This window comes from Roseitalea sp. MMSF_3546 (assembly GCF_030732865.1).
Taxonomy (GTDB): domain Bacteria; phylum Pseudomonadota; class Alphaproteobacteria; order Rhizobiales; family Rhizobiaceae; genus Roseitalea.
This window is the reverse complement of sequence record NZ_JASHKB010000005.1, coordinates 72,532-91,199: the sequence shown is the minus strand read 5'-3', so window position 1 is coordinate 91,199 and position 18,668 is coordinate 72,532. Positions and strand designations below refer to the sequence as shown.

Sequence of the window (18,668 nt, the reverse complement as noted above, 5' to 3'; positions counted from 1 at the left end):
TCGATGCGTCCTGTCAGACGGGCCGGTCGAGATCGCCCTGCCACAGCGAATCGCCGTTCTGGTCGATGATCAGCCGCGCCTTGTCGAGTGAAGCCGCCACCGCCTGATCGCGCGAGGGGACCAGATCGGCGCGCATGAAACGCCGCGTGATCGCCTCGCCGTCGACGGTGCGCGTCAGCGTGCCGGCAAGGCGCCACTGGCTGCCCTCCTGGGCCGGAGCGGCATGGATCGCAACGCCCTTGTATTCCTCGTCGGGCGCCCTGTCGGTCGTTTCGTCCCGCGCCGGGGCCTCGCCCTCGCCGCCACCGAACAGACGTTTCAAGAAACCGGCCATCGCCATCTCCCGTTTTCCCTGTCACATGGACGCAGGCCCGGCCCCTGTCAACGCGCAAGCGCGTTCTCGGCGATTGCCAAGGCCGGCGCGGAGAGCTACCCAAGGGCTGAGAAGGACCACCCGCGATGACCCATACCGACGCCGATCCGGACGGGGATGCATCGGCCGAACGATCGTCCTCCCACGGCAGCGCGCCGAAACCCAGCCGGCGTTTGAGGATCCGCACCGTGCTCACGCTCATTGCCATCGTCCTCGCCCTCGCCGCCGCCCTTTGGGTCTTCGGCCCGCGTGAGCCGGTCGACACCACGATCCGCTTTTCGCCCGAGGTGATCGGCGAGGACCTTGATGCCTATCTCGCCCGCACCGAGGCGGAGGTCGACGATCTGCGCGACATCGCCGCCAAGCAGATCGTCTGGGCCTTCCCCGCATCGAGGGCCCGCACCCCGGTCTCGCTGGTCTATCTGCACGGCTTTTCGGCCACCAAGGGCGAGTTGCGGCCGGTGCCCGACATGGCCGCCGAGCGGCTCGATGCCAATCTGTACTTCGCGCGGCTGACCGGACACGGCCGAAACGGATCGGCCATGGCCGAGGCCACCGTTCAGGACTGGATCGACGACACCGCCGAGGCGATCGCGATCGCAGAACGCCTGGGCGAACATGTCGTCATCATCGGAACATCGACCGGCGGCACGCTGGCCGCCGTGGCCGCCCTTCACCCCGATCTGCGTAACCGGATCGCCGGCATCGTGTTCGTGGCGCCCAATTTTGGCGTCAAGGCCTCCGGCAGCCAGCTCCTGGCCGCGCCCTTCGCCCGCACCCTTGTGCCGCTGATCGTCGGCGAGACCCGCGGCTTCGAGCCGATCAATCCGGCCCATGCGCGCTATTGGACGACAAGCTATCCGTCCGTTGCGCTTGTGCCCATGGCGGCCCTGGTGCGCCACGCGCGCGGGCTGATCGTCGAGGATGCCGACATTCCGGCCCTGTTCGTCTTCTCGGACAGCGACCAGGTTGTCGATCATGCCGTCACGCGCCGCATCGCCGAACGCTGGGGAGCCGACGCCGAAATCGTCGCCGTGGCCGAAACCGGCGACCCGTTCGATCACATCATCGCCGGCGATGTGCTCTCGCCGGCCAACAACGAACCGGTCGCAGCGCTCATTGCCGATTGGGTGCGGTCGCTGGACCTGCCGCGCTGAGCGCCGGCTCGGCCTTCGGCCGTGCGTCACGCGAGAAAAGGTAGATGACCAGCGGCACCGCGACCGCCATCGCGTAAAAGGCAAACAGCGTCCGATAGCCGCCCGCCGGCGCGGCCGGATCGAGATTGGCCGTCAGCACCCAACCCGACAGCAACTGCATCAACGACACGCCGCCGATCGAAAAGAAATTCATCAGCGTCACGCCTCGGCCGATCAGATGCGGCGGCATGGACGCCTTGGCGTGGGCCGTGATCACCCCATAGCCGACACCGGTCGCGCCGATGACGATCAGCGCCGCGGTGACCGGCCAGATGTCGGCGCGCGGTGCGATCGCAAGCACCGACAGGGCCACGATCATCACCGCCGCCCCGCCCACGATCACCCATTTGCGCGTGTTGAACAGCGTATCGAGCGGGCCGTATGCGAAGCTTCCCAGCGCCATCGCCAGCGCCATGGCCAGCGTGACATTGCCGATCAGGAGCGCGTCGGCGCCGTGCACGTCGGCCAGATAGGGACCGGCCCACAGACCGCGAATGCCGCCCGCCGAGGCATAATAGACCAGAACCAGCGGCATGATGAACCACAGCGCCCTGATGCGCATCACCGTCACGAACCCGCCATAGCCGTCGGACTGCGCCGCCCCCTCCAGCCGCTCCGGATCGCGCACCAGCATCGCGATCGCCCCGGCAATGGCCAGCGTCAGCGCCGCCAGCCCGGCGACAACCGCCCGCCAGCCGATGGCCTCGGACGCGGCGGCCAGCGGTGCCGCCGACAGGATGTTGCCCAGATTGCCGAAGCCGATGAACACCGAGGCCAGCAGCGCAAAGCGCGCCGGATCGAAGTTGCGGGCGAACAGCACGTAGGAGGCCATGAGCACCGGCGCGCAGCCCGCCCCGATCAGCGCCATGGCGACGACCACCATCCAGGGTGCCTGCGCCGATGCGAACAGCGCCGCCCCGCCGCCCCCGCAAACCGCCAGCAGCCATGCCGAGGTGCGCCGCGGACCGTGCCGGTCGAGCCAGACGCCGACCGAGAACTGCATCAGCGCGAACACACCGAACCACATGCCCGAGGCGACCGAGAGCTGGCCATAGCTCATGCCAAGCTGGTCGACCATGGCCGGTGTCAGCACGGCCAGGAAGCTGCGATAGAGCTGCGAGAGCACATAGGCCGCGCAAAGCGCGACGATGCCGGCCATGGGGTCTCCTTTCGACAACCCTGCGCCCTTAGGCGCGCCGGCGCGGCGCGGCAAGGTCACGGCCGGCTCAAGCGGTTCACCGGCCACACAAAAGCGCAGTTTGCCGGCGATTGTGCGCTTGCACAGCGCCATGCCAATGGGGAAAGATGTCGGCCGAGGCCGGTTCCCAGGAGCCGGCCCTTTCGGAGCGTCCATGATCACACAACGTCACGACCGATTCCGCAATTTCGTCTACGGCCTCGCTCTGGCGCTGATGATCGGCTGGATCCTCTATATCGGACAGGCGGTCATCATCCCGGTAATTGCCAGCGTGATCCTGGCCTATATCGTCACCGCCATCGCCCAGTACATGCAGCGCATCCCGGTCATCGGGCCGCTGACGCCCTCCTCGGTCCGCTTTTCCATCTCCATCGCGATGATCATCCTGATCGTCGCCGCCATCGTCTGGCTGATCATCTCCAACATCAACCAGCTCATCGCGCTGGCGCCGACCTATCAGGAGCGCCTGCTTTCCATCATCCAGGGGATCTGGCGCAGCTTCGGCGAGGAATTCGGCATCGCCACCGAGCCGACCTGGGAGACCATCCGGCGCGACATCTTCGGCGAGGTTTCGTTGCAGTCGCTGATCGGCTCCACGGTCACCTCGGTCTCCGTGCTGGTCGGCACCATGTTCGTGATCTTCGTCTATACCGGTTTCGCGCTGGCCGAACGCCAGGTCTTCGAGCGCAAGTCCAAGCGGCTGACCGAGTCGCCCGACGATTCGCGCCGCATCCTCGAAATCGTGTCGGTCATCAACACCCGCATCGGCGACTATCTGGCAACCAAGACGCTGATCAATCTGGTGCTGGGGCTGATGTGCTACATCGTCATGGCCGCCATCGACCTGGACTTCGCCGCCTTCTGGGGCGTGCTCATCGCGCTGATGAACTACGTGCCCTATGTCGGCTCGTTCCTTGGCGTGCTGTTTCCGACCGCCATCGCCATCGTCCAGTTCGGCGACGTGCCCTGGGTGCTCGGCACATTCCTGGCGCTGACCGCCTGCCAGGTCTTCGTGGGCAGCCTGCTCGAGCCCTCGCTCATGGGCCGCTCGCTCAATCTCAGCCCGTTCATCATCCTGGTATCCCTGACCGGCTGGGGTGCGCTGTGGGGCATCGCCGGTGCGCTGCTTTCGGTGCCGCTTATGGCGATCATGGTGATCATCCTGTCCGAGTTCGACGGCACCCGACCGATCGCCGTGCTGCTGTCGCGCAACGGCCGGATCCCGCCCAAGCGGCACAATCGGGACATCGAGGACAGGGTCGAGGGCAAGCCCGGCACGCCCGCCGACAACCTCATCCTGCCCGACCGCGACGCGGCCGAATAGGCGCCTCGGCCCGGTTCAGATGATCAGGCCGGCCAGCAGCTCGTTTTCGGTGATGTCCTGCCAGACGATGCCCGCATCGCTCATCCGCGCCATCAGACCGGCGAAATTGGCCGGCTCGCGCGTCTCGATGCCGATCAGGATCGAGCCGAAATTGCGCGCCGACTTCTTCAGATACTCGAACCGGACGATATCGTCGTGCGGACCGAGCAGGCCAAGGAAGTCCTTGAGCGCGCCGGGTCGCTGGGGAAGCCGCAGCAGGAAGTACTTCTTCAGGCCCTCAAAGCGAAGCGAGCGTTCCTTGACCTCGGCAAGCCGCTCGAAGTCGAAATTGCCGCCCGAAGCGATGCAGACCACGGTCCGGCCCCGCAATCGGCGGGCCGGCACGTCCTTGAGCGCGTCGACCGCCAGCACGCCGGCCGGCTCGAGCACGATCCCTTCGACATTGAGCAGTTCGAGGATGCTCGTACACAGCCGGTCCTCGCTGACCAGCGTGACGTCCCGGGGCCGGTAGCGGTCCAGGATCGCAAAGTTGTGCAGGCCGACCTGGCCGACCGCTGCGCCGTCGACGAAATTGTCGATCGACGCCAGCCGCACCCGCTCGCCCGCCTCCAGCGCCCGCTTCAGGCTCGGCGCGCCCGCCGGCTCGATCAGCATCATCTCCGGCGCCAGGCCGATCGCCTCGAGATAGCGCGTCATGCCGGCCGACAGCCCGCCGCCGCCGACGGGCACATGGATGCGCTCGATGCCGGCTGCCTCGGGCATCTGGTCGACGAGCTCCAGGGCGACCGTCGCCTGCCCCTCGATGATGTCCGGATCGTCGAAGGGCGGCACGAGCGGGGCGCCTTTCTTGTCAGCGAATGCCATTGCGGCCGCATTGCACTCGTCGAACACATCGCCGATCAACTCGATCGATACGCTGTCGCCGCCAAAGGCGCGCGTCTTGTCGATCTTCTGCTGCGGCGTCGTCACCGGCATGAAGACGACACCCTTCTTGCCGAAATGCCGGCACGCATAGGCAAAGCCCTGGGCGTGATTGCCGGCCGAGGCGCACACGAACAGACCGCCGTCTCCGGCCCGCTTGCGGAAGAAATTGAACGCGCCGCGGATCTTGTATGAGCGCACCGGCGAAAGATCCTCGCGTTTGAGGAAGATGCGGGCGCCATATCGCGCGCTCAGATAGGCGTTCTGCTGCAGCGGCGTGGGCGGGAACAGCCCCCGCATCGCCTCGGCGGCCGCGCGTACGCGGTCGGCGAAATCCGCGTCGCACCGTTCGGCCGCTGCATGCTCGGTCTGCGCGCTCATCGCCTTGTCCTTTCCTGCCCGACCAGGCAATCCGGCCCGATCGCCATCCTCGGCCCGACCTAAATTCTTGGCATTGCCGCCGGCCAACGTGTATACGCGCCGGACCCGCTTTGCCAACGGCACCGAACGCGGCGGGCGGAGCGAACCGGGAGTCGGCCCCGACATGAATGCCAACATGCTGCGCAGTGCCGTGCATGTCAGCGCGGTCTTTGCGTTCTACCTGGCCACCATGATGCTGATACCCGGCCTTGTCGACCTGTACTACGACAATGAGGACTGGAAGGTCTTTGCCAGTTCGGCCGCCATGATCGGCGGGCTTTCCGCACTCGTCGCCGTGGCAACCCGCTCGGGTCCGCCGGTGGTCTCGACGCGCTTCACCTTTCTGGTCGTCAACATGCTGTGGCTGACATTTTCGGCCGCCGCCGCGGTGCCGTTCGCCTTTTCCACGCTGCAGCTTTCGCTGGCCGATGCCTTCTTCGAGGCCGTCTCGGGCGCAACAGCCACCGGTTCGACCGTTCTGACCGGTCTCGACACCATGCCTCCGGGCATCCTGCTGTGGCGCTCCATGCTGCAATGGATCGGCGGCCTGGGCGTGATCGTCCTGGGCCTGTTCATTCTGCCGTTCCTGAAGATCGGCGGTTCGACCTTTTTCAAGATCGAATCGTCGGACCGCTACGACCGGCCCTTCGCCCGCTTTTCGACCTATGCCTATTCGGTGGTCGGCATCTACGCGTCGCTGACCGTCCTGTGCGCCATCCTGTATGCCTGGTCGGGGATGAGCGGGTTCGACGCGATCAACCATGCCATGACGACGCTGGCCTCGGGCGGCTTTTCGACCCATGATCGCTCATTTGCCTATTTCACCAACCCCTGGACGCACTGGATCGCCATCGTCTTCATGCTGATCGCCGCTCTGCCGTTCACCGCGCTCATCCTGCTGGCGCTGCGCGCGCGCTTTGACGCCTTTCGCGACAATCAGGTGCTGGTCTTTCTGTGCTATACGCTGTTTCTGGCGGTTCTGCTTTCGATGCAGCTCGACCTGTCCGACACGATCGCGTTTCGCGAGGGCTTCACCAGCGCGGTGTTCACCGTGGTGGCCATCGTCACGACCACCGGCTACGCGGTCGACAATTACATGCAGTGGAATGCGTTCACCGTGGCGCTGATCCTGGTGGCGACGGTGCTGGGAGGCTGCGCCGGCTCGACGACGGGGGGAATCAAGACCACGCGCTGGATCATCCTTTACGGCGTCATCAAGCGGTCGCTGGAGACCTTCATCTACCCCCACGCGATCCGCACGGTCCGCTCGGGCTCGCTGTCCATTCCCGATCAGACCCAATACGTGACGATGATGTATTTCGGCACGTTCTTCCTGCTCGCCGGCATCATTACGGTGCTGGTGGCAATGACCGGCGCCGATCTCGTCACCGCGGTATCGGGCTCGCTGACCGCGCTGTCCAATGTCGGCCCCGGGCTCGGCCCGGTCATCGGCCCGGTCGGCAATTTCGGCCCGCTCGAGGAGTCGGCGAAATGGATCCTTGCCTTCGGCATGCTGCTCGGCCGGCTCGAACTGTTCACCGTGCTGGTGCTGCTCAGCCCTGCATTCTGGCGGGATTGAGCTTGAAGCGACGCTCCGGTATGAATTATTCATACCCGCAAGGAGCGACACCATGACCAGGACATTGAAGCGAACCGTCAGCCTGCCGCAGGCAGCGGCCGAATACATCGACCGCAAGGTCGAAAGCGGCGAATATGGCTCGGCCAGCGAAGTTGTCCGGGAGGGGCTGCGCGCCCTGCGCGAGCGCGATGCGGCGATCGAGAAATGGCTGCGCGAGGAGGTCGTTCCGACCTATGAGGCCGTCAAGGCGGACCCGTCGCAACTTCTCGATGCCGAAGACGTATTCGATGCGATCGAGGACCGGCATCGACGTCTGTCCAGGACAGATCGATGAAACGTCGGCGTGTCCGCATCACCGCTGATGCGGAGACCGATCTCAACGCGATCTATGATTGGGTTTCATCGGCAACCGGCCGTGCCGTCGCGATCGCCTATGTCCGGCGCATTCGCCGCTTCTGCTTCGGATTCGACCTCGCCGCCGCGCGCGGCGCGCCGCGCCACGACCTGCTGCCGGGCCTGCGGATCGTCGGGTTCGAACGCCGCATCACCATCGCCTTCACTATTGACGACGATACCGTGACGTTCCTGCGCTTTTTCTATGGCGGGCAGGATTGGGAAGACGCGTTCGAGTGAGGATCACACGAACACGTCAACCTTCTCGAAGGTCCTGACATCCACCAGCCCGACATCGGAAATGCGCAGTTCGGGGATCACGACCAGCGCCAGCAGCGAATGTTGCATGTAGGCGTTGTTGAGCGTGCAGCCCATCTGCCGCATGGCGTCGCCCAGCCGGTCGGCCTTTTGCGCGACGATCTCGGCGCGTTCGTCGCTCATCAGCCCCGCGATCGGCATCTCGATCAATGCCCGTTCCTCGCCGCCCGAAACCATGACCACGCCGCCGCCGACCGCCCCGAGCCGGTTGGCGGCGGCCGCCATGTCGTCATGGTTTGTCCCCACGACGATCATGTGATGGCTGTCATGGGCGATCGTGGAGGCCATGGCGCAATCGCCCGTATAGCCGAAGCCGGAAACGAATGCGTTGGTCACCGCGCCGGTGCCCCTGTGCCGCTCGACGAGGGCGATCTGGCAGACGTCGTTCGCCCGGTCCATCTGAACGACCCCGCCCGTCACATCGAGCCTCGCCTGCAGGGCCCGGGTCGGCGCCTGGTTCTCGATCACGCCGATCACCCGCACGTCGACCTGCCCCTCGTTCACCGGCGCGTCGACGCGGAAATCGTCGGCGGTCAGTTCCTTGCCCAGCCGCACCGTGCTCCTTGCCGCGGTCGGATACGAATAGGGCGCGATCTCGCCGACCAGCTTGCCGCTTTCGGCCATCTTGCGCCCGCGCGCCCAGACCTCGTCGATCGCCAGTTCGGCAAGGTTCGACACGATCAGGAAGTCGGCGCGGCGACCCGGCGTGATCGAGCCCAGTTCGCGTTCGAGCCGGAAGTGCTCGGCCGTGTTGAGCGTTGCCATCTGGATCGCCGTGACGGGGTTCAGCCCCTGCCCGATCGCATGGCGCACGACGCGGTTCATGTGCCCCTCGCGCACCAGCGTGCCCGAATGGCTGTCATCGGTGCACAGGATGAAATTGCGCGGGTCGAGTCCGTTTTCGGTCACCGCCTTGATCTGCTCGGCGACATCGTACCAGGCCGAACCGAGGCGCAGCATCGCCTTCATGCCCTGGCGCACGCGGGCGATGGCGTCCTCGGCGCGCGTGCCTTCGTGGTCGTCCTCGGGCCCGCCGGCGACATAGCCGTGAAAGGCGATGCCGAGATCGGGCGAGGCATAATGCCCGCCCACGGTCTTGCCCGCACCGACCGTGGCGGCGATCGCGCCGACCATGGTCTGGTCGTTGGCGGCGACGCCGGGAAAGTTCATCACCTCGCCGAGCCCGATGATGTTCGGCCAGGCCATCGCCTGGGCGATCTCCTGCGGGCCGAGCGAGGCGCCGGCATGTTCGAGCCCCGGCGCCGAGGGCACGCAGGAGGGCATCTGCACGAACACGTTGACCGGCATCTCCAGCGCCTCGTCATGCATCATGCGCACGCCGTCGAGCCCCAGCACGTTGGCGATCTCGTGCGGGTCGACGAACATCGAAGTGGTGCCATGCGGGACGACGGCGCGCACGAACTCGGTCACCGTCACCATGCCGCTTTCCACATGCATGTGCCCGTCGCACAGCCCCGGCACCAGGTAGCGGCCATCGGCGTCGATCACCTCGGTCCCCTCGCCGATGCAATGGCTGGCATCCGGACCGCAATAGGCGAAACGGCCATCGATGATCGCCAGATCCGTGTTCTCGATCACCTCGCCCGAATGCACGTTCACCCAGCGCCCGCTCCGAACCACCAGTTCGGCCGGCCTGCGGCCCATGGCGACGTTGACCAGGTCGCGGGCGCTTTCGGCCCAGGGCTTGAGGTCTCGCGCATTGGTCGGTTCGTCCATGATCGTCTCTCCGGTGTGGGGCGCCCCGTTCGGCACGGCGCCATCATACACAACAGCCATGCACGCGCCTTGCCAAGCGGGGCCGTGCCGATTGACCCCCGAAAACTTGCGGGTCGGGGGTTAAGCACGGCGTCATCTTTGAGCGAATAGATGACGATGCAAGCAGTCGCTCCAGCCCGATCGGGCGGAAGCGCCCCATCTCGGCGACCGGACAAGCAAGGCGAAGGAAATCGGTTCCGCGTATCCCTCGCCATCGCGCGACCGCGCCGAACCCGCCGCGCGACGGCGGGAGCGGCTGCCTGCCTTTGCCGGGCTCCCGTTCGGCAGATCCGGCGATCTGCGCCAGGGCCTGTCGAACATCACCGAGAGGGCCGTGCCGCAGGCAGGGTTAGGGCGCGGCCCTTGGGCTTGGGCCGAAGTCGCCGACCACGGCGTCTAAAATACCCAAGCGGGCCACACTTGCTTGCGCTTTTTGCCTGTTGGCCGACGATCTCGGACACCAACGTGGTCTCGCGCGCTGATACGCAACAGACCCTGGCCCACCGAAGCGCTTGATCGTCAAAGCTGTTTGGGTATAAAAAAGACGTAGGGAGGCTGGCGTGCACCGTTCGATCAGGCACATGCGACCGACGGGCGGTTCGCCGCCGCAAGCCCTCGTTTTTCCGTTCGATCCGCGTTCACATCACGTCGCCCGGCGGCGCGCTGCGTTGCGCGCTTGAGCCGGCGGCGGTTTCGCACTGGGAGGTTAGCGAAATGAGTATCGTCACCAGACTGGCAGCCGGACTTTTGGTTTCCGCATCGGCGGTCACTATGGCGCATGCCGACACGATCCGCTTCTGGACGACCGAGGAGCAGCCCGAGCGCCTCGAGGTTCAGGAACAGATCGCCGCCGCCTTCAACGAGGCCACCGGTCATGAGGTCGAGGTCATCCCGGTCACCGAGAGCGAACTGGCCACGCGCGCGACGGCCGCCTTCGCCGCCGGCGACCTGCCCGACGTCATCTACCACACTTTGCCCAACGTTCTGCCCTGGGCGGAAGCAGGCATCCTCGACGTCGAGACCAATGACGAGATCATCGAGGACCTGGGCCCCGACACGTTCCAGCAGGGCGCGATCGACATGGCCGATTTCGACGGGCTCACCGCCGCCGTTCCGGTCAATGGCTGGACGCAGATGCTTCTTTACCGCCAGGACCTGTTCGAGCAGGCCGGTCTCGAAGCGCCCGATTCCTACGCCGACATCACCGCTGCCATCGAAGAACTGCACAACCCGCCGGAGATATACGGTTTCGTCGCGGCGACCAAGGTGGACGAGGCCTTCATGAGCCAGGTGCTCGAGCACGTCTTCCTGGCCAACGGCGTTTCGCCGGTCGACGAAGACGGCTTCGCCCCGCTCGACGAGGCCGCGACCACCCAAGTGCTGGAGTTCTACAAGACACTGGCAGAAGCCTCGCCCCCCGGCGACCTGTTCTGGCAGCAATCGCGTGAACTCTACTTCGCCGGCGATGCGGCGATGATCATCTGGTCGCCCTTCATCCTCGATGAACTGGCGGGTCTGCGCGATTCCGCGCCGCCGACCATCAATGACGATCCGACCTCGACGGAACTGGCCTCCAAGACCGCGGTGGTCACCACGCTGTCCGGCCCGTCCAATCCCGACGGCGCGGCCTGGGCCAGCATCAACTATATCGGCGTGACCGCCGATGCGAACACCGACGTCGCGGCCCAGTTCGTCAGCTTCCTGATGGACGAGGGCTATCTCGAATTCCTGTCCATGGCGCCCGAGGGACTGTTCCCGGTGCGGCGCGGCACGCCGGATGATCCGGACCGGTTCGTCGAGGGCTGGTCCGGGCTTCCCGTCGGCGTCGACCGCAAGGCGCCGCTGGCCGAGCTCTACCCCGAGGAGACCGTGAGCAGCATCACCGTCGGCCTCGAGACGGCGGCGCGCTGGGGCGTTCAGGAGAACCAGCTCGCCCTCGCCTCGAAGATGATCAACAGCCAGGTCATCAACCGCATCGTGCGCCAGTTTATCGATGGCGAGATCGACGCCTCGGCGGCGGTGTCGATGATGAACGAGCAGCTCGGCGCGATCGAGTAGAGCCGGTTCGGGGCGGGCCGGCGGTCCGCCCCGACCGCGCATCGAACGCGCCGCACAATGGCCAGCACGTCCGACCTCGAACGGCTCGACGACACTGCCCGGCGGGCGGCCGAACTGCGCCCGCCGGTACCGCCGACCGCGCTGGGACCGCTCGCCCGGCGCGAACGCAACCTCGCCTACTCCATGCTGCTGCCGACCTTCGGCATCGTCATGGCCGTGGTGCTGGCTCCGCTGCTCGCCAATTTCTGGATCTCGTTCAAGCCCGTCGGCCTGGGCGACCTCAGGCCAGCGAGCCTGTTCGTCAACGAGCGCCTGCGCGGCGATCTCGTGGAACCGGGCGACGTGGCGACGCTGCAGTACCGGCTGCGCAACTCGTCGCAGGACGAACCGCTGCGCGACACCGCCTTCACCGACACGCTGCCGGCCGGGCTGACCGTCACCGGCGACCTCGATCCGCGTTGCGCGCTCGATGGCCGGCAACTGACCTGCGAACTCGGCCGGGTCGAACCGCGCCATCGCGAGACCATCGCCGTCGAGGTGACCGCGACCGCGGCCTATATCGCCGATCCGGTGCCGGTGCGCGACAGCCCGGCGACCAGCCAGGCCACCGCCGACAATGTGCTGACCAATTTCGAGTTCACGCTGGAAAACTTCGACCGGGTCTTCTCGGCGGCCGAGTTCTGGCACGTGCTGCGCGTGACGGTCTACTACACCGTCTTTGCGACGCTCGGCGCCATCATCCTGGGCCTGTTCGCCGCGCAGATCCTCAACACCGCCTTTGCCGGCCGCACCGTGCTGCGCGGGCTCTTCCTGTTTCCCTATGTCGCGCCGGTCATCGCCGTCGCCTTTACCTGGGTGCTGCTGCTCGATCCGTTCTCGGGCGCGCTCAATGCGATCCTGCGCCAGGTCGGCGTGCTCGACCAGCCTGTCAACTTTCTGGGTCAGCGCGCCTTTGCCGTCGACTTTTTCGGCCTGACCGTGAACTTCCCCGTCGCGCTGACGACGATCATCCTGATCGAGGCCTGGCGCTCCTTTCCGCTGTCGTTCCTGTTCATACTCGCGCGCATGCAGTCCATCCCCGCCGACATGTACGAGGCGGCCGAGGTCGACGGCGCCACGCCGCTGCAGCAGTTCTGGTACATTTCCCTGCCCCAGCTCGTCGGCATCATCGCCATCCTGTTCCTTTTGCGCTTCATCTGGAGCTTCAACAATTTCGACGACATCTTCCTTCTGACGGGCGGCGCGGCCGGCACGCGCACGCTTGTCGTCAACGTCTACGAGCAGGCCTTCGCCATCTCCAATCTGGGCGCCGGCGCCGCGGTCGCCGTGGTCGTCTTCCTCGTGCTGCTGTGCTTTTCGATCGTCATCTTCAAGTACTCGCCGCAGGATGAGGGCTGATGCAGCCGGGCCTTGGCACCCTCACCGGCTTCGTCGCGGGCGCCCTGTGGGGCCTTGTGTGGATGATCGTCACCGCCGTGATGTTCATGCTGGTCTCGGGCGCGGCGACGACCCCGCCCGTCGGCGCGGCCATGCTGGCCGGCGCGGTCTGCGGCGCGACGATCACCGCCTTCCGTCCGGCCGCCCGCACTTTCGGCGTGACGATCGCGGCCATCGCTGCGGTCTTTCTGGTGCAGGCCGCCGCCACCTTCGGCGCACCGCTCGGCCTGCCACTGGCCACCGCCCCGCTCGCCCAGATGGCGGCCATTGCCGCCTTTGTCGGCCTGACCTGGTTCGCCGTCGACCGCACCATGGCCGCCCAGCCCTCCGGTCGGTTGACGCGCTACCAATTCGAGATCGTCGTGCTGCGGCTCGCCAAGGGGCTCGGGCTGGTCTTCTTTACGGTCATGGTCGCCCTGCCCTTTTACGTCATGGTGATGACGTCGCTGAAGAACCAGTCCGAACTGCTCGCCAATCCGCTCGACTTTTCGCTCGATATCGCCCAGGGCCCGGCCGGGCTGTTCCGCTCCTATATCGAACTGTTCACCGTCTACAGCTTCGGCACCTTCCTGATGAACACCGCGATCGTCGCCATCGGCACGGTGATCATCACGCTCAGCTTTGCCGTGCCCGGCGCCTATGCGGTGGCGCGGCTGCGCTTTCCCGGCCAGGCCTTCCTGTCGCGGTCCATCCTCCTGATCTACATGGTGCCGGCCATCGTGCTGGTGATCCCGCTTTATGCGGTGTTCTCGCAGCTTGGCCTGCGCAACACGCTGACCGGGCTGCTGATCGTCTACCCGGCGACCACCATTCCGGTCGCGCTGTACATGCTTCAGGGCTATTTCCGCGGCATTCCCTCCGAACTCGAGGAAGCCGGCCTGATGGACGGGCTGACCCGCGCCGGCGTGATCGGCAAGATCACCCTGCCGCTGTCGCTGCCCGCGCTCGCCTCGGTCGCGCTCTACGTCTTCATGATCGCCTGGAACGAGTTCCTGTTCGCCTTCATGTTTCTGGACGATATCGACATGTTCACGCTGTCGCGCGGGGTCGTCTCGCTCAACTCCTCCGAAGTGCCGCGCCAGCACCTGATGGCCGGCGCGGTGATCGCCACCATCCCGGTCCTGGTCCTGTTCCTGTGGTTCGAGCGTTTCCTCGTTTCCGGCCTGACCGCCGGCAGCGTGAAGGGCTGACCGGTGGCCGCCGCGCTCGACGAGAGGGCCCGCGCCATCCTGCGCGCCAATGACCGGGGCGGCTACACCGTGCCGACGGGGCGGCTTTATCCGTTCCAGTGGAACTGGGATTCGGCATTCGCCGCGCTCGGCTTCGCCACTTTCGACCGCGACCGCGCCTGGCGCGAGCTCGAAACCCTGTTTGCGGGCCAGTGGGACGACGGCATGGTCCCGCACATCGTCTTCCACCAGCTCGACCCGGACTATTTCCCCGGCCCCGATGTCTGGGGCACCGATGCCGACCCGCCCACTTCGGGCCACTCCCAGCCGCCGGTGGCGGCGACCGTTGTGCGCCGGCTGGTCGAAACCGGCGGCAGCGACGATATCGCGCGCGCCAACCGGCTGTTTCCCAGGATGCTGGCCTGGCATGCCTGGTGGCATCGCTATCGCGATCCGGACGAAACCGGCCTGGTCGGCATCATCCACCCATGGGAATCGGGTCGCGACAATTGCCCCGACTGGGATGCGGCGATGGCACGCATCGCGGTGCCCGACACTCCCGGCGCCTATCGCCGCCGCGACACCGATGTCGCCGACGCCGAGACCCGGCCCGACGCCATCACATATGACCGCTATCTGGCGATCGTCGCCTTCGGACGCCAATGCGGCTGGGACCATGAAAAGGTGACGCGCGATGGCCCGTTCCTGATGGCCGACCCATGCGTGCAGTTCGTGCTCATGCGCGCCGATCGCGACCTGATGGCGCTCGCCGAGCGCTTCGGCGACGATCCGGCCCGCCGCCGCATCGCCGACTGGATCGCCCGCGATGGCGAGGGGGCGCAGGCACTCTGGAGCGATACGGCCGGCGGCTTCGTCGCCCGCGATCTGCGCACCGGGACGCTGTCGCCGGCGCTGAGCAGCGCCTCCATGCTGGCCTTTTATGGCGGCGCCGGAACCGCCGAGCAGCGTGCCGAAACGCTGCGCCAGGCCGCCGAGATCGTCGAGGCCGTCCGCTACGCCTTCCCCAGCTGGGATCCGCGCCACGAGGCCTTCGAACAGCGCCGCTACTGGCGCGGGCCCGTCTGGTCGGTGATGAACTGGATGATCGCCCGGGGCCTTGCCGCACACGGCCATGACGATCTGGCCCGCCGCGTCCGTCGCGATACGCTGGCCATGGTCGGCCAGTCCGGTTTCTTCGAATATTTCGACCCGCTGACCGGCGAGGGCCTTGGCGGGCCGGACTTCACCTGGACCGCGGCCGTCCATCTCGACCTGTCGCGCGAACGCGGGCCGACGGCAACGGACCGAGAAAGGAGCACCGATGGGATCGATCACGCTGCGCAGGGTGGAAAAATGGTTCGGCGAGCTACAGGTGATCAAGGGCGTCGACCTTGAGATCGGCGATGGCGAGTTCGTCATATTCGTCGGCCCGTCCGGCTGCGGAAAGTCGACGCTTCTGCGGCTGATATCCGGGCTCGAGGAGGCCTCCCGCGGGCAGATCCTGATCGACGATCGCGACGTCACCGCCGCCCTGCCCTCCGAGCGCAAGCTGTCCATGGTGTTCCAGTCCTATGCGCTGTATCCGCACATGACCGTCGGCGAGAACATGGGGTTCGGGCTGAAGACCGCCGGCAAGCCCGGATCGGAGATCCGCCGGAAGGTCGCCGAGGCGGCGCGCATCCTCAAGCTCGAGGACTATCTCGAGCGCAAGCCCAAGCAGCTTTCGGGCGGCCAGCGCCAGCGCGTCGCCATCGGCCGCGCGATCACGCGCGAGCCCACGGGTTTTCTGTTCGACGAACCGCTGTCCAACCTCGATGCGGCACTGCGCGTGGAAATGCGTTTCGAGATCGCCAAGCTGCACGAGACGCTGGGCACGACCATGGTCTACGTCACCCACGACCAGGTCGAGGCGATGACGCTCGCCGACAAGATCGTCGTGCTCGACTATGGCGTCATCAAGCAGGTCGGCACGCCGCGCCAGCTCTACGAGAAGCCCGACAACCTGTTCGTCGCCCAGTTCATCGGCTCGCCGAAGATGAACATCGTGCCCTGCACGACCGGCGACGGCCAATACCACATCGCCGGCCATGGCAGCGGCCCCTTCGGCGCCGACCGCGAACGCCCGGCCGTCAAGCTCGGCATCCGCCCCGAGCACATATCCCTGACCGAGCCCGGCGAGGGGATCGTCAACGGCCGCATCGAGGTGGTCGAGTATCTGGGTGCCGATACCTTCGTTTATGTCGATTGCGGCGATGTCGGCCAGATCATCGTGCGCACCGACGACGTCGCCGACGGCATGCGCGGCAGGCCGACGGGCCTGGCTTTCGATCCCGCCCATCTGCATTTCTTCGACGCCGACGACATGGCCGTGTAACCTCCGCGCAAGTCTGGCGCGCGATCATGGTGCCCGCCACGCGAGGGAGCCGCCATGCGCGCACTCGACATTCCGATCATCACCACCGTCGTCATCGTCATGGCCGTGTCCGGCGTCTATCTGGGCGCCGCCCCCGGGCCGCTGCTACCGCGAACGGGCACGGACGGAGCGTCGTCCGCGCCGACCAGCCGCACCGCCGAGCTGCTGCCGGTTTCCATTCCGATCTACCAGGACGCCGAGCGGGTCGGCTTCTGCCAGATCAGCGCGCGCGCCAGCCTGCCGGTCAATTTCTCGGACAATGAGTACCAGGTCGCCGCGGCCCGCACCAACGACCTGCTGATCAAGGCGCTGTCGTCGATCGCGCCCGGCGACAATCCGCGCCGTGCCTGCCTGTCCCATCGCGACAAGCAGGTCGGACCATCGGTGATCACCGATGCGCAGTACTTTCTCGCCGTGCCCAGCCAAACGCCGGGCCGCTGACGCTCAGCGCTCGACCGAGATCACCGGTTGGCGCACTTCGTCGGTCTGCAGATAGTCGAGCTGGCGGATCGTCAGTTCGCTCACCAGCGGCCGGCCGGCGACGCGATTGATCTCGGCCTTCAGGCCCGTGGAGATGTCGGCCACGGTGATCGGGCCGCCCTGCCAGAAGGTCTGCGCGGCGTTCCGGTAGAAATAGCTGGTCACGCCATGCTCGATCAGCACCGTCACATGCTGGTCCAGCGCCTTGCCGGCCGCCTTGTCCAGATCGATCACATAGCGGCCGATGACATAGGCATCGATGCCGCCGGCCGCCACGATCGGCGTGGCGATGAAATCGGTGCGCAATTCGCTCGTCGCGCCATGGCCATTGCTGCCGGACCCGGCCGCCGCATCGCCGGGCACCAAGCCGACCGCCGCGTAAAGCCCGCCAAGGCAGGTCACCAGCGTCACCAGCGCGGTGGCCAGCCGGGCGATCACAGATAGCCCTTGGGCCGCCTGGGATTGGCATAGGTACCATCGCCCGTTGCCGCCCCGCTTGCCCGCTCGACCAGGTTCAGCGCCTCGCCCACGGCACCGATATGGGCATCGAGCAGCCGTTCATTGTCATCGAGCGCCGCCTTGAGCGTGCCGGCCCGCGCCCGGATTTCCGCGTCGTCCATGCGCGCCGCGCCCGCCGTGAAGGCCAGTTCGAGTTCGTAGAGCCCGCGATTCTTGGCCTCGACGAAACCGCTCACATCGGCGCCCGGGTCGCGCCGGATGGTCGCGTTCTCCTCCTCGATGACGGCCCTGAGGCGATCGATCAGGCGCAGCGCATTCGCCCGTGCCCCGCTGCCGGCGCCCTCACCGGTCATCCGCGTTCTCCGCCACCATAGTGCCCTTCAAGCCGCGCGGCGATGCCCAGATCCATGCCGTCCGTCACCTCGCTGGCGATCATTTCGGCCATGAAGGACACATAGTAGTCCGAACCGAGCCCCTCGCCGAAAAAGCCGCCCTCCTGCGATTGCAGCATGTCGGCGAGCATCTGCTGGATCATCATCGTCTCCAGCCCCTTGAACCCATCGGATCTGGCCGGCGCGGGCAGGCGCTCGGCGATCGGGCGTTCGCTCGCCTGGGTGCCCGCGCCCGTCATTGCGGCGAAATCGGCCGCGCCCCGCTCGGGCGCTTGCGGCCGGTCGGCCGGCTTGATCGCGCCGGGCGCGGCGATCGTCGAAAGGGCGGACAGCGGTTCCATGACGCCATCATGCCCGCCCTGGCTTGCGGGAAGCTTGACGGGCCGCCGCCGCGCGCCGGTCGAACAGTTCGTCCATGTGCTTTTGCTGGTCAGAGCGCGCTTCGTCCTCGGCCGCATGGCGCGCCCGGCGCTCGAGCGGCTTGACGCGCGCGGCCTTGGCGATCAGCCGTGAACGCGCCTGCCGCTCGGCGGCGGCCAGCTTGTCGCGTTCATTGGCGAGCTTGCGGGCCTGCCCGACGTAAAGGTCGATCATCGCCAGCACGTCGGCCGACGGGCGTGCCGCCGCCGCTTCCAGTTCGGCGAGATCGCGTGCGTTTTCGGCCAGGGCGCCCTGGGCGGCGCGATGGTCGGCCCGCGACTTGTCGGCGACCGCCTTTTGCACCCGGACCAGACGCCTCAGATCCTTTTCGCTGCGCTTCAT

Annotated in this window: 19 protein-coding genes; 11 read left to right on the top strand and 8 right to left on the bottom strand. The window is 66.6% G+C overall.

Annotated features, from left to right (window positions below):
- Positions 1-13 precede the first annotated feature (13 nt).
- Positions 14-334, bottom strand: coding sequence for an HlyU family transcriptional regulator (locus tag RBB34_RS06085; protein ID WP_306118306.1), 321 nt, complete (start codon positions 332-334; stop codon positions 14-16).
- A 125-nt stretch (positions 335-459) separates the two neighbouring features.
- Here RBB34_RS06085 and RBB34_RS06080 point away from each other — a divergent pair, with 125 nt between their 5' ends.
- On the top strand, positions 460-1,530 hold the full coding sequence (locus RBB34_RS06080; protein ID WP_346432527.1) for an alpha/beta fold hydrolase: 1,071 nt from the start codon (positions 460-462) through the stop codon (positions 1,528-1,530).
- On the opposite strand, the gene RBB34_RS06075 is transcribed toward RBB34_RS06080, so the two are convergent.
- Positions 1,490-2,728, bottom strand: coding sequence for an MFS transporter (locus tag RBB34_RS06075; protein WP_306118305.1), 1,239 nt, complete (start codon positions 2,726-2,728; stop codon positions 1,490-1,492). The genes RBB34_RS06080 and RBB34_RS06075 overlap by 41 nt on opposite strands.
- Before the next feature lie 193 nt (positions 2,729-2,921).
- Between RBB34_RS06075 and RBB34_RS06070 the strand changes: the two genes are divergently transcribed.
- Positions 2,922-4,091: an AI-2E family transporter gene (locus RBB34_RS06070; protein WP_306118304.1), complete on the top strand. Its 1,170-nt coding sequence runs from the start codon at positions 2,922-2,924 to the stop codon at positions 4,089-4,091.
- Positions 4,092-4,106: 15 nt separating this feature from the next.
- On the opposite strand, the gene ilvA is transcribed toward RBB34_RS06070, so the two are convergent.
- Positions 4,107-5,393 carry a threonine ammonia-lyase IlvA gene (ilvA, locus tag RBB34_RS06065; RefSeq protein ID WP_306118303.1) on the bottom strand — a complete coding sequence of 429 codons (1,287 nt, stop codon included), beginning with the start codon at positions 5,391-5,393 and terminating at the stop codon, positions 4,107-4,109.
- A gap of 163 nt (positions 5,394-5,556) precedes the next feature.
- Here ilvA and RBB34_RS06060 point away from each other — a divergent pair, with 163 nt between their 5' ends.
- The 3 genes from RBB34_RS06060 to RBB34_RS06050 are packed head-to-tail and all read left to right on the top strand — an operon-like array spanning position 5,557 to position 7,644.
- Positions 5,557-7,011 carry a TrkH family potassium uptake protein gene (locus tag RBB34_RS06060; protein ID WP_306118302.1) on the top strand — a complete coding sequence of 485 codons (1,455 nt, stop codon included), beginning with the start codon at positions 5,557-5,559 and terminating at the stop codon, positions 7,009-7,011.
- Positions 7,012-7,063: 52 nt separating this feature from the next.
- Entirely contained in the window at positions 7,064-7,345 is a 282-nt protein-coding gene (locus tag RBB34_RS06055) for a type II toxin-antitoxin system ParD family antitoxin (RefSeq protein ID WP_306118301.1), read from the top strand.
- Positions 7,342-7,644: a type II toxin-antitoxin system RelE/ParE family toxin gene (locus RBB34_RS06050; protein ID WP_306118300.1), complete on the top strand. Its 303-nt coding sequence runs from the start codon at positions 7,342-7,344 to the stop codon at positions 7,642-7,644. The genes RBB34_RS06055 and RBB34_RS06050 overlap by 4 nt, the downstream gene beginning before the upstream one ends.
- A gap of 3 nt (positions 7,645-7,647) precedes the next feature.
- Here the strand turns inward: RBB34_RS06050 and ade are convergent, their stop codons facing one another.
- Entirely contained in the window at positions 7,648-9,459 is a 1,812-nt protein-coding gene (gene ade, locus RBB34_RS06045; RefSeq protein WP_306118391.1) for an adenine deaminase, read from the bottom strand.
- 753 nt (positions 9,460-10,212) lie between these two features.
- On the opposite strand from ade, the gene RBB34_RS06040 reads away from it, so the two are divergent.
- The 6 genes from RBB34_RS06040 to RBB34_RS06015 are packed head-to-tail and all read left to right on the top strand — an operon-like array spanning position 10,213 to position 17,016.
- Complete coding sequence (locus RBB34_RS06040) at positions 10,213-11,556, top strand: extracellular solute-binding protein (protein ID WP_306118299.1); 1,344 nt, start codon at positions 10,213-10,215, stop codon at positions 11,554-11,556.
- A gap of 57 nt (positions 11,557-11,613) precedes the next feature.
- A complete protein-coding gene (locus RBB34_RS06035; RefSeq protein WP_306118298.1) occupies positions 11,614-12,954 on the top strand; it encodes a sugar ABC transporter permease in 1,341 nt (446 codons plus the stop codon).
- The gene (locus RBB34_RS06030; protein WP_306118297.1) at positions 12,954-14,183 is read left to right on the top strand and encodes a carbohydrate ABC transporter permease; all 1,230 of its coding nucleotides are present in this window, start codon (positions 12,954-12,956) and stop codon (positions 14,181-14,183) included. Before RBB34_RS06035 ends, RBB34_RS06030 begins: the two co-directional genes overlap by 1 nt.
- 3 nt (positions 14,184-14,186) lie before the next feature.
- Entirely contained in the window at positions 14,187-15,557 is a 1,371-nt protein-coding gene (locus RBB34_RS06025; protein WP_306118296.1) for a hypothetical protein, read from the top strand.
- The gene (locus RBB34_RS06020) at positions 15,484-16,536 is read left to right on the top strand and encodes an ABC transporter ATP-binding protein (protein ID WP_306118295.1); all 1,053 of its coding nucleotides are present in this window, start codon (positions 15,484-15,486) and stop codon (positions 16,534-16,536) included. The genes RBB34_RS06025 and RBB34_RS06020 overlap by 74 nt, the downstream gene beginning before the upstream one ends.
- A gap of 54 nt (positions 16,537-16,590) precedes the next feature.
- Complete coding sequence (locus RBB34_RS06015; RefSeq protein WP_306118294.1) at positions 16,591-17,016, top strand: hypothetical protein; 426 nt, start codon at positions 16,591-16,593, stop codon at positions 17,014-17,016.
- 3 nt (positions 17,017-17,019) lie between these two features.
- Here RBB34_RS06015 and RBB34_RS06010 read toward each other — a convergent pair whose 3' ends face one another.
- Genes RBB34_RS06010 through RBB34_RS05995 form a run of 4 tightly spaced genes read right to left on the bottom strand, consistent with a single transcriptional unit; the run spans position 17,020 to position 18,668 of the window.
- On the bottom strand, positions 17,020-17,493 hold the full coding sequence (locus RBB34_RS06010; RefSeq protein ID WP_306118293.1) for a hypothetical protein: 474 nt from the start codon (positions 17,491-17,493) through the stop codon (positions 17,020-17,022).
- Entirely contained in the window at positions 17,490-17,867 is a 378-nt protein-coding gene (locus RBB34_RS06005; protein ID WP_306118292.1) for a hypothetical protein, read from the bottom strand. The genes RBB34_RS06010 and RBB34_RS06005 overlap by 4 nt, the downstream gene beginning before the upstream one ends.
- Entirely contained in the window at positions 17,864-18,247 is a 384-nt protein-coding gene (locus tag RBB34_RS06000) for a hypothetical protein (RefSeq protein WP_306118291.1), read from the bottom strand. Before RBB34_RS06000 ends, RBB34_RS06005 begins: the two co-directional genes overlap by 4 nt.
- Before the next feature lie 7 nt (positions 18,248-18,254).
- Positions 18,255-18,668 carry a hypothetical protein gene (locus tag RBB34_RS05995; protein WP_306118290.1) on the bottom strand — a complete coding sequence of 138 codons (414 nt, stop codon included), beginning with the start codon at positions 18,666-18,668 and terminating at the stop codon, positions 18,255-18,257.

Bases quoted from the DNA above. Each gene is read 5' to 3' on its own strand.
- RBB34_RS06060 (WP_306118302.1), top strand. From the start codon at position 5,557: ATGAATGCCAACATGCTGCGCAGTGCCGTGCATGTCAGCGCGGTCTTT.
- RBB34_RS06015 (WP_306118294.1), top strand. From the start codon at position 16,591: ATGCGCGCACTCGACATTCCGATCATCACCACCGTCGTCATCGTCATG.
- RBB34_RS06030 (WP_306118297.1), top strand. From the start codon at position 12,954: ATGCAGCCGGGCCTTGGCACCCTCACCGGCTTCGTCGCGGGCGCCCTG.
- RBB34_RS06040 (WP_306118299.1), top strand. From the start codon at position 10,213: ATGAGTATCGTCACCAGACTGGCAGCCGGACTTTTGGTTTCCGCATCG.
- RBB34_RS05995 (WP_306118290.1), bottom strand. From the start codon at position 18,668: ATGAAGCGCAGCGAAAAGGATCTGAGGCGTCTGGTCCGGGTGCAAAAG.
- RBB34_RS06055 (WP_306118301.1), top strand. From the start codon at position 7,064: ATGACCAGGACATTGAAGCGAACCGTCAGCCTGCCGCAGGCAGCGGCC.
- RBB34_RS06005 (WP_306118292.1), bottom strand. From the start codon at position 17,867: ATGACCGGTGAGGGCGCCGGCAGCGGGGCACGGGCGAATGCGCTGCGC.
- RBB34_RS06035 (WP_306118298.1), top strand. From the start codon at position 11,614: ATGGCCAGCACGTCCGACCTCGAACGGCTCGACGACACTGCCCGGCGG.
- RBB34_RS06085 (WP_306118306.1), bottom strand. From the start codon at position 334: ATGGCCGGTTTCTTGAAACGTCTGTTCGGTGGCGGCGAGGGCGAGGCC.
- RBB34_RS06075 (WP_306118305.1), bottom strand. From the start codon at position 2,728: ATGGCCGGCATCGTCGCGCTTTGCGCGGCCTATGTGCTCTCGCAGCTC.
- ilvA (WP_306118303.1), bottom strand. From the start codon at position 5,393: ATGAGCGCGCAGACCGAGCATGCAGCGGCCGAACGGTGCGACGCGGAT.
- RBB34_RS06080 (WP_346432527.1), top strand. From the start codon at position 460: ATGACCCATACCGACGCCGATCCGGACGGGGATGCATCGGCCGAACGA.
- ade (WP_306118391.1), bottom strand. From the start codon at position 9,459: ATGGACGAACCGACCAATGCGCGAGACCTCAAGCCCTGGGCCGAAAGC.
- RBB34_RS06020 (WP_306118295.1), top strand. From the start codon at position 15,484: ATGGGATCGATCACGCTGCGCAGGGTGGAAAAATGGTTCGGCGAGCTA.
- RBB34_RS06050 (WP_306118300.1), top strand. From the start codon at position 7,342: ATGAAACGTCGGCGTGTCCGCATCACCGCTGATGCGGAGACCGATCTC.
- RBB34_RS06070 (WP_306118304.1), top strand. From the start codon at position 2,922: ATGATCACACAACGTCACGACCGATTCCGCAATTTCGTCTACGGCCTC.
- RBB34_RS06000 (WP_306118291.1), bottom strand. From the start codon at position 18,247: ATGGAACCGCTGTCCGCCCTTTCGACGATCGCCGCGCCCGGCGCGATC.